This window comes from uncultured Oscillibacter sp., assembly GCF_910587525.1.
Classification (GTDB): Bacteria; Bacillota; Clostridia; order Oscillospirales; family Oscillospiraceae; genus Oscillibacter.
Genome location: NZ_CAJULS010000097.1, coordinates 1 through 8,949 on the forward strand (window position 1 = coordinate 1; position 8,949 = coordinate 8,949).

The 8,949-nt window shown below is 63.9% G+C and carries 9 protein-coding genes and 1 tRNA gene; 4 read left to right on the forward strand and 6 right to left on the reverse strand.

All coding sequences use genetic code 11. The features are described from left to right. Positions 1–75: 75 nt before the first annotated feature. The 4 genes from QZ326_RS09230 to QZ326_RS09245 all read right to left on the reverse strand — a co-directional run bounded on the left by QZ326_RS09230 (position 76) and on the right by QZ326_RS09245 (position 2,991). A tRNA-Ser gene (locus QZ326_RS09230) sits at positions 76–163 on the reverse strand. 108 nt (positions 164–271) lie between these two features. Continuing rightward, on the reverse strand, positions 272–1,033 hold the full coding sequence (locus QZ326_RS09235) for an ABC transporter ATP-binding protein (RefSeq protein ID WP_295744313.1): 762 nt from the start codon (positions 1,031–1,033) through the stop codon (positions 272–274). Then, positions 1,026–2,033: an iron ABC transporter permease gene (locus QZ326_RS09240; RefSeq protein WP_295744316.1), complete on the reverse strand. Its 1,008-nt coding sequence runs from the start codon at positions 2,031–2,033 to the stop codon at positions 1,026–1,028. Before QZ326_RS09240 ends, QZ326_RS09235 begins: the two co-directional genes overlap by 8 nt. Beyond that, the gene (locus QZ326_RS09245) at positions 2,014–2,991 is read right to left on the reverse strand and encodes an ABC transporter substrate-binding protein (protein ID WP_295744319.1); all 978 of its coding nucleotides are present in this window, start codon (positions 2,989–2,991) and stop codon (positions 2,014–2,016) included. Before QZ326_RS09245 ends, QZ326_RS09240 begins: the two co-directional genes overlap by 20 nt. 121 nt (positions 2,992–3,112) lie before the next feature. Here QZ326_RS09245 and QZ326_RS09250 point away from each other — a divergent pair, with 121 nt between their 5' ends. From QZ326_RS09250 to deoD, 4 genes are all read left to right on the forward strand, one after another. Then, a complete protein-coding gene (locus QZ326_RS09250) occupies positions 3,113–4,651 on the forward strand; it encodes a nitrite/sulfite reductase (protein WP_295744321.1) in 1,539 nt (512 codons plus the stop codon). A gap of 93 nt (positions 4,652–4,744) precedes the next feature. Further along, positions 4,745–5,392: a class II aldolase/adducin family protein gene (locus QZ326_RS09255; protein WP_295744322.1), complete on the forward strand. Its 648-nt coding sequence runs from the start codon at positions 4,745–4,747 to the stop codon at positions 5,390–5,392. Positions 5,393–5,616: 224 nt separating this feature from the next. Next, positions 5,617–6,696 (forward strand): S-methyl-5-thioribose-1-phosphate isomerase, encoded by a 1,080-nt coding sequence (mtnA, locus tag QZ326_RS09260; RefSeq protein WP_295744324.1) that lies wholly within the window; start codon positions 5,617–5,619, stop codon positions 6,694–6,696. A 119-nt stretch (positions 6,697–6,815) separates the two neighbouring features. After that, on the forward strand, positions 6,816–7,544 hold the full coding sequence (deoD, locus tag QZ326_RS09265) for a purine-nucleoside phosphorylase (RefSeq protein ID WP_295744327.1): 729 nt from the start codon (positions 6,816–6,818) through the stop codon (positions 7,542–7,544). Between the two features lie 50 nt (positions 7,545–7,594). On the opposite strand, the gene QZ326_RS09270 is transcribed toward deoD, so the two are convergent. Both QZ326_RS09270 and QZ326_RS09275 read right to left on the reverse strand, forming a co-directional pair. Next, positions 7,595–8,497, reverse strand: a complete 903-nt coding sequence (locus QZ326_RS09270) for a GerMN domain-containing protein (protein WP_295744330.1) — start codon at positions 8,495–8,497, stop codon at positions 7,595–7,597. Continuing rightward, positions 8,494–8,949, reverse strand: a 456-nt coding sequence (locus QZ326_RS09275) for a cell wall metabolism sensor histidine kinase WalK (RefSeq protein WP_295744333.1), incomplete at its 5' end; no start/stop codon positions are given. The genes QZ326_RS09275 and QZ326_RS09270, both read right to left, overlap by 4 nt.

Consider the following 8,949-nt stretch of genomic DNA (forward strand, 5'->3'; position numbering starts at 1 on the left):
CAGCCTACTCCCTTAGCAGGGGAGCCCCTTCGGCCACTTGGGTACTTCCGCAGATTCATATGCACTTCAAAAAAATGGCGGAGAGAGTGGGATTCGAACCCACGGAGACTTGCGCCTCGCCGGTTTTCAAGACCGGTTCCTTCAACCACTCGGACATCTCTCCGTAGCTCTGTGCGGCCCCGCCTCTCAAACACTTAAAATATGATACCATATCCCAAAACGGTTTGTCAACAGGTTTATTACTTCCTGTCCAAATTTTCCCGCATCTTTTTTATCCGCCGTCGTGCCGGGGCGTAAAATACCAGGTCTCCCCTGCCCTGTGCGCCCGCACGCCGAAGACCTCGTCGATCTTCCCGCTCTCATACAGCATCTGGGGGCCTGCGCACAGCACCAGCCGTCCCTGGTCCATCAGAGCTGTCTGGTGGCTGTATCCCAGGGCCTGGGCCAGGTCGTGAAGCACCATGACGATGGTCTTTCCCCTGACGTTCAGCGCCTGAATCAGCTCCAGCACTTCGAACTGGCGGCCCAGATCCAAAAAAGTCGTTGGCTCATCCAGAAAGATCACCTCCGTCTCCTGGGCCAGGGCCATGGCCAGGTACACCCGCTGCCGCTCGCCGCCGGAGAGCTCCCGCAGGTCCCGATCCGCCCAGTCCGCCACCCCGGTGTCCGCCATAGCCCGTTCAACCGCCGCCCAATCCGCCGGGCGCAGCTGCCGGGAGAGACCCAGGTGGGGAAAACGCCCGTGGGACACCAGTCCCCGCACTGTGATGGCAGGCACGGCCCGTACCTGGGGCAGGAACGATACCGTTTGGGCAAATTCCTTCCGCCCGTACGCGGAAACGGACCGTCCAGCCAGCAGAATCTCCCCCCCGTACAGGGACAGCTGCCGCCCTGCCGCCCGGAGAAGGGTGGTCTTTCCGCAGCCGTTGGGGCCGATGAGCGCGGTGACCTTCCCCCGGGGAATCCGGAGGGAGACGTTCCGCACCACCGGCGCACCGCTGTATCCGGTTGTCACATGGCAAAACTCAATCATATACCCGGCCTTTCCTGCGGTGCAGCAGCAGATGAAGGAAAAACGGCCCGCCCAGCAGGGACATCACAATGCCCACAGGCAGCTCAAAAGGGGCGAACAGCAGCCGGGCCGCTACGTCGCACACCAGCACGAAGCTGCCCCCCAGCAGAGCCGCCGCCGGCAGCAGCCAGCGGTTATCTCCGCCTACCAGCCGCCGGGCCATGTGGGGCACCAGTAATCCCACAAACCCCAAAAGGCCGGAAAAGCTCACCGCCGCCCCTGCCAGCAGAGCCGCCGCCAGCACCGCCAGAAACCGGGTCCGCCCCACATGGAGGCCCAGGCCGGCGGCGCTCTCCTCCCCCAGCCGCAGCACGTCCAGATCCGCCGCCAAAAAGGCGGACAGCGCCGCTCCCGCCGCCAGATACCATCCGGCACCCCGGACGGCGGACAGCGTCACGCCGTTAAAGCCTCCCAGCATAAATCCGGTGGCTCCCACCACTGCGTCCGGATACAGCAGCGTCAGGGCGTTGCTGCCGGCGGTCAGCATGCTGCTCACCGCAATGCCCGCCAGAATCAGCGTAGTGCGGGAGAGCCCTGCCCTGGCGGCCAGAGCATAGATAAAAAGCGCCGTCACCAGCGCCCCCAGGAAGGAGGCCAGGGGCATCAGCCCTACCGTGCCTGGGGCCAGTGTTACCGCCAGCAGGGCGGCAAAGCCCGCCCCCGCGTTGACGCCGATGACGTTGGGACTGGCCATGGCGTTGTTCAGCACCGCCTGAATCAGCGTTCCCGCCAGGGCCAGAGCGCAGCCGGCCAGCCCCCCCGCCAGCGTGCGGGGAATGCGGGCGTAGAGCAAAATCCGCAGCGATGGGTCGTTGGGGTCCCCCCGGCGGAGGGCTGCCAGCAGCTGCCCCACAGGAATGTTCTGGCTGCCGCACCGCAGGCTCAGCAGCACCGCGGCGCACAGAGCGGCCGCCAGCAGCGCCAGCACCGCCGCCCGCTCGCTATTGGATTTGGCCGGCAAGCTCCGGATAGAGGATCTCGGCGAGATAGGCATAACTCTCCCCCCAGCGCGTATTGGGCTTGTAGTGGAACAGCTCCTTGGGCAGCATCACATAGTCTCCGTTTTTCACGGCGCTGAGCCCTGCCCAGGCGGGATTTTCCTCAAAGGTCTCGGCCATAAACGCCAGCGCCTTGTCCTCCGCCCCCATGGTGGTGATGAAGATAAAGTCCGGGTCGGCGGCGATAACCTCCTCCAGGCTCACGTCCTCCAGCAAACTCTCATAGCGGTCCGCCAGGTTGTCCGCCCCCAGGTCCCGCAGAATCACCCCTGCCAGATTGTCGTCCCCCTTGGCCTTGGCCCCGGTGGAGTAAGCCCGGATCAGCAGCACGGAGGGCGCGCCCTCCGCCGCCTCCGCCGCCGCCAGCACGGCGTCGATCCGCTTCTGCACCGCAAGGCCGTTCTTTTGATAGAGATCCGCCCGGCCTGTCAGCTCACAGAACTGTTTTAGCATGGCAAGGTAGTCCGCAAAGGCATCCACCCGGTAATAGGCGTGGGGAATCCCCGCCTCCTCCAGAGCCCCGTGGAGCTTCACCTGGGAGGCAACATCGGCGGAGAGGATCACAAAATCCGGGGCCAGGGCCAGGATCTCCTCCATACCGGGCTCCTTCACCGTGCCCACCACGGCCACGGCCTCTCCCAGGTCCAGCCCCCGCTCACTGACAGCGTCCTCGGTGGTCCCCGCCAGCGTTCCGCCGGCCAGGAGCCAGGTCTCGGCAAAGCTGCCGTAGAGGGACACCACCCGCTCCCAGCTCTCCAGGGTCACCTCATGGTCCAGCGCATCGGTAAACGCGATGCCGCCCGCCGCCGGAGCCAGGACAGCGTCCGCCGCCGCGCCGCCGCTCTCCGCAGGCACCGAGGAACATCCGGTCAGCAGCACCGCCGCCAGTACGGCACAGAGGATTTTTTGAAACTGCTTCATATAAAAATCGCCCCTCTTTTATATCAGTGTGGAAAAAACAGTTGTTGAGATTCACCGGATATGGTAAACTACTTCTGTGAAATTTCAGCCGGGCCCCTCCCGGCACAGGAGGAATACAGCCATGAAAACCATCCCACCCGAGACCTGGAAGCAGGACTTGCCCGCCTTCCGGGAGAAGACCGCCGCGTTCTACGCCGGAGAGCTGGACAAGGCCGCCTACAAGGGCTTCTCCGGCCTCTACGGCAGCTACGCCCAAAAGGGCGGCCAGGCCGGCATGCTCCGCCTGCGGATGACCGCCGGCCGGGTGACGCCGGAGAAACTGGCCTTTACCGCCAGGGCCATCCGGAAACACAGGATCGCCCTGGTCCACTTCACCACCTGCCAGACCATCCAGCTCCACGGCCTGGACGGCCAGACCGCCGGGGACATCATAGAGGCAGCCCTGGACGCCGGCATCGTCACCATGGGCGGCGGCGGGGACTATCCCCGGAACGTCATGTGCTCTCCCCTCTCCGGCACAGAGAAGGATGAGTATTTCGATGTCCTGCCTTGGGCGGAGGCCGCCGGGGAGTATCTGATGACCTTCATCAAGGCGGAGAAGATGCCCCGAAAGCTGAAAGTGGGGTTTTCCAGCTCTCCCAAAAATGTCACCCACGCCACTTACCGGGATTTGGGCTTTGCCGCCCGGCCTGACGGAAAGTTCGACGTATACAGCGCCGGAGGCCTGGGCAACAATCCACGCTTCGGCGTCAAGGTGGCGGAGGCCGTGGAGCCCTCCAAAATCCTCTACTATATCAAGGCCATGTGGCTGACCTTCCGGGCCTATGGCAATTATGAGAACCGGGGCAGGGCCCGGACCCGCTATATGCAGGAGGCCTGCGGCGGCCCGGAGGCCTACGTCAAAGCCTACCGGGAAAAGCTCTCGGAAGTCTTCACCTCCGGAGAAGACCTGGACCTGGAACTCCACCCCGCCGCTCTGGAAAAGGCGGGAGACGGCTCTGTGGTCTCCGGCCCCCGGGTGCTGGAGCAAAAACAGCCGGGTCTTTACACCGTGGTCTGGCACCCCATCGGCGGCCAGCCGGACCCGGCGGTCCTCTGCGCCGTCAGCGACGCCATGGAGAAAATGCCCGGCGCGGAGCTGCGCCTGTCTCCGGACGAGACCGCCTATCTGATCAATCTCAACGGCGCCGAGGCCCGCACCATGCTGGACCTGACCCACGAGGGCGCCAAGTCCCTCTTCGAATCCTCCGTCAGCTGCATCGGCGGCACCATCTGCCAGGTGGGCACCCGGGACTCCCAGGGTCTGCTGAGAGCCTGCGTGGCGGCCGTGCGGGAGGCGAATCTCCCCAACGGCGCCCTGCCCCAGATCCACATCTCCGGCTGTCCCTCCTCCTGCGGCACTCATCAAACGGGGGTCATGGGCTTCCGGGGGGCGTCCAAGCTGGTAGAGGGCAAACCCCGGTCCGCCTTCACGCTGTTCGTGGGCGGAGACGACCGCCAGGGCTGCGAGGCCATGGGCCGGGAGCTGGGGGTCATGCTGGAAGAGCGCATCCCCGCCTTCCTGGTGGAGGTGGGCAGGGCCGCAGCCGATCAGGGCTTTACCGCCTGGCGGGAGACCGACCCTGCCGCCCTGGAGGCCATTGCCGCCAAGTATTTGTAATCATATCATATTCTTCCTCCGATTTCCAGCAACAATTCCCCTCCAACAGAAGGAGGGATTTCAGCCCGTTTTTTTCAAAAGGAGGTGTCCCATTTGGAACGTTACGAGAGTGTCCGGGAGGAGATCTGCGGCGTCTGCCGTCTTCTCTATGAGAGAGGGTATGTGGTCAGCAATGACGGCAACGTCTCCGTCCGGGTGGAGGACGGCAAGATCCTCATCACCCCGTCCGGGGTGGGCAAGGGGCGCATGACGCCGGACATGCTGGTGCTGTGCGACCTGGAGGGCGTCATTCTGGAGGGGGACCGCCCCCCGTCCTCCGAGAGCAAAATGCACCTGATGATCTACCGGGAGCGGCCCGATGTCCGGGCCGTGGTCCACGCCCATCCCCCCTTCTCCACCGCCCGGGCCGTCTGCCGCCGCCCCCTGACGGAGCGGTATCTGACAGAGATGGTCCTTTCGCTGGGAGAGGTTCCTGTCACGGAGTTCGCCATGCTCTCCACCGACGAGGTGCCCGACAGCATCCGCCCCTTCGTTCACACCCACAACGCGGTGCTGCTGGCAGGACACGGCTCCCTGGCCTGGGGCCCCACCCTCCTGACCGCCTTTGACCGGCTGGAGGTGGTGGAGCAGACCGCCAGGATTCACTTCCTGGTGGACCGCATGGGCGGCGGGGTGGAGCTCACACCCCAGCAGGCGGACACCCTGCGCTCCATGAAAGGTTTTTATAGTCACCGCACCTGAAAAGAATCCCCGGATTCTTTTCAGGCCTGCGGCGCGACTGCGCCGCAGGGGCCGCAAAGCGGTCCGCGGTGGACTTCACAGTCAAAACAAAGCCCATTTCATGGGCTGGCGGGCTTTGTCCGCCTTGAAAATCGGGCACGGTTTTCAAGTGGTTTGACTATATCAGCGGTTGGCGGAAAACAGTGCCGACACGACAGATCATTTGAAGATCGGAGGGATTTCCCATGAATGAAACGCTCAAACAGGTGACCCACATCGACAACGTGCGCCTGGGCGGCGATGAAAAGAGCGTGGTCATCATTGACCAAACGCAGCTGCCAAACCGCACTGTGTACCTGACTCTCCGCACACCAGAGGAAATCTATGACGCCATCAAGCTCCTCCAGGTCCGGGGAGCTCCGGCCATCGGCATTTGTGCCGCCTATGGCATCTACGCCCTGGCCCGCCAGTGGGAACTCTGGGATTATGACGCCTTTGCGGAGAAATTCCATGCCCAAAAGGAGTACCTGAATACCTCCCGCCCCACCGCCGTGAACCTCAGCTGGGCGCTGAACCGTATGGAGGGCGTGGTCACCGCCAACGCCGGAAAGCCTGTGGCGGAAGTGCTGGACCTCCTGGGCGGGGAATGCCGGGCCATTCACCAGGAGGACATTGCCATGTGCCGGGCTATCTCCGAGTACGGCCTGCGTCTTATCAAGGACGGCGACGGCGTCCTCACCCACTGCAACGCCGGCCCCCTGGCCACCTCCCGGTACGGCACGGCTTTGGGCCCCCTGTTTCTGGGCCATGAGCAGGGCATGAAGTTCCGCGTCTTCTCCGATGAAACGCGGCCCCTGCTTCAGGGCGCCCGGCTCACCTCCTACGAGCTCCAGCAGGCCGGCATCGATGTGACGCTGATCTGTGACAACATGGCCTCCATTGTCATGAAAAACGGCTGGGTCCAAGCCTGCTTCGTGGGCTGCGACCGGGTTGCCGCCAACGGCGACACCGCCAACAAGATCGGCACCAGCGGCGTGGCCATCCTGGCGAAGCACTACGGCATCCCCTTCTATGTCTTGGGTCCCACCTCCACCATCGACCTCAGCTGTCCCGATGGGGACCACATCCCCATCGAGCTCCGGGACCCCGGAGAGATCCGGGAAACGTGGTACATAGAGCCCATGGCCCTGCCCGAGGTGAAGTGCTACAATCCCGCCTTCGACGTCACCGACCACACGCTGATTTCCGGCATCGTGACAGAAAAGGGCATCTGCCGCGCACCGTACACGGAGAGCCTGGCTGCCCTTTTTCAAAGTCACAGATGAACGCGCATTTCCCATATTCCATTCTGTATAATGGCGCTGTTAAATTACCGTTTGGCATTACGGCTGGTTTTTGAACCAGCCTGGAAATGACCTGATTATTTGAGAAAGGACAGATTATTATGACAAAAAGCTCTATCTCCGCCAGCATCAGCGTCACGGACGCCGAGATCGCCAAGATCGTCCTCATGCCCGGCGACCCCCTGCGGGCCAAACACGTGGCGGAGCGGTATCTGGAAAACCCCGTCTGCTTCAATACCGTGCGCAACATGCTGGGCTACACCGGCACCTACAAGGGGCGGCAGGTCTCCGTCATGGGCCACGGCATGGGCGTGCCCTCCATGGGCATCTACGCCACCGAGCTCTTCACACAGTTCGGCGTGGAGTCCATTATCCGCATCGGCTCCGCCGGGGGACTGTGCGGGCAGGTAAAGCTCCGGGACGTGATCATCGCCATGGCCGCCTCCACCAACTCCAACTACGGCGCCGCCTTCCCCTTCCCGGGGCTCTTCGCCCCCGTGGCCAACTATGAGATGCTGTCGGACGCCGTGGAGGCCGCCAAAACCCTTGGCGTCCGCACCCAGGTGGGCAGCGTTTTCACCAGCGACCATTTCTACCACCCCTCCCCGGAGGTGAACAAGCAGGCCCGGGACCTGGGGCTGCTTGCGGTGGAGATGGAGACCGCCGGCCTCTACTGGACCGCCTCCGCCTTCCACAAACGGGCTCTGAGCCTTCTCACCATCTCCGACCACCTCTTTACCGGCGAGGCCCTCTCTGCCGAGGACCGGCAGGAGTCTTTCCACGAGATGATGGAAGTGGCCCTGGAGACCGCCTGGAAGTGGGCGGAGTAACCCCCGTCAACCCCCCCCGGAGGACCTTGGTCCTCCGGGGGGTCCGCTCTTTACGCCGTGTAGGGCTCAGACACATCCACACTCCCATAGCGCTCTTCAAACTCCCCGTCCACCAGAAAACGCACCTCGCTCACCGCCTCCAGGGAGCACAGAGACTGGCTCAGAGACCGGAGAGCCGTACCCAGGGGCAGGTCCTCTGACAATCCGTCCACCAGCGCCGAGGACAGATTTACATAACAAGTATCCTCCTCCTGCCAGACGCTCCGCACCCGGAAGCCCTCCGGCAGGGCGGTAGAGAGGCCCTTGGTCTCCGGCGCCCCCTCCAGAGCCCGGATCACGGCGGCGGCCTGGGTGTCTCCCTCGTAGAGGTCCAGCGTCCGCTGCTCCTCCGTCAGGCCTCCCTCCTCATTCAGAAAGAACAGCGCCGCGTCCACAGTGCCCACCACATCCTCCTCGGAGGACAGCAGTACGTCCCGGGCGGTGAAGACCTGCTTGTCCCGGTAGGCCAGTTCCTGGCCCTGGACCGTGATCTTCACAGAGGTGATCTCCGGCAGCTGGGTGAGCGTCAGTGTCACGGCGTAGTCCGCCATGGTCAGGCGCACACCGGAGAGGGTGCTGTAAGCCGCGGAGAAATCCACCACTGCCCGGCTGCCCTCCACCTTGGCTGACAGCAGCGTGGTACTGGCAGGCAGTGTTCCCCGCAGCAGCTCGCTCTGGGGACCATCCAGCAGCCCCTCCACCAGGGCCTCCACCGACGCCTGGGTATCCAGCCCCTCCGCCAGCTCCACCGTCTCCGTCCGGAACACGTCTCCGCCGGAGGAGGCCGAGAGATCTTCCTCGCGGAAATAGAGCTGGTAGCTGTTCTCGGCTGTCTCGCTGTCCGCCGGGGCGCAGGCGGCGCAGAACATCGCCAGCAGTATGCCACCCCAAAACAGCAGAACTTTCCCCCTCACAGCCGCTCTCCCTCCTTCGCATAGGGCCAGCGAACGGTGAATACCGCGCCGCCGCCGGGCCGGTTGGCCGCCTCCACAGTGCCGCCCCGCTTCTCCATGGTGTCCTGGACGATGGACAGTCCCAGTCCCGTGCCGCCGGCGGCACGGGAGCGGGCCTTGTCCACCCGGTAAAAGCGCTGGAAGATCCGGGGCAGATCCTCCTCCGGGATACCCGCGCCGTTGTCCGCCACCTCCAGCACCACCTGCTCACTGCGCCACCGCAGGGACACCTGCACGGCCCCGCCGGCAGCGGAGTATTTCACCGCGTTGTCCACCAGGTTGTAGATCACCTGGTGGATCTCGTCCTTGGCGGCCAGGACCGTACAGCCCTCCGCCGCGTCGTAAGTCATCTCCACGCCCTTCTCCTGGGCCACCAGGTTCATCATCCGCATCACCTGCTCCAAAACCGGCAG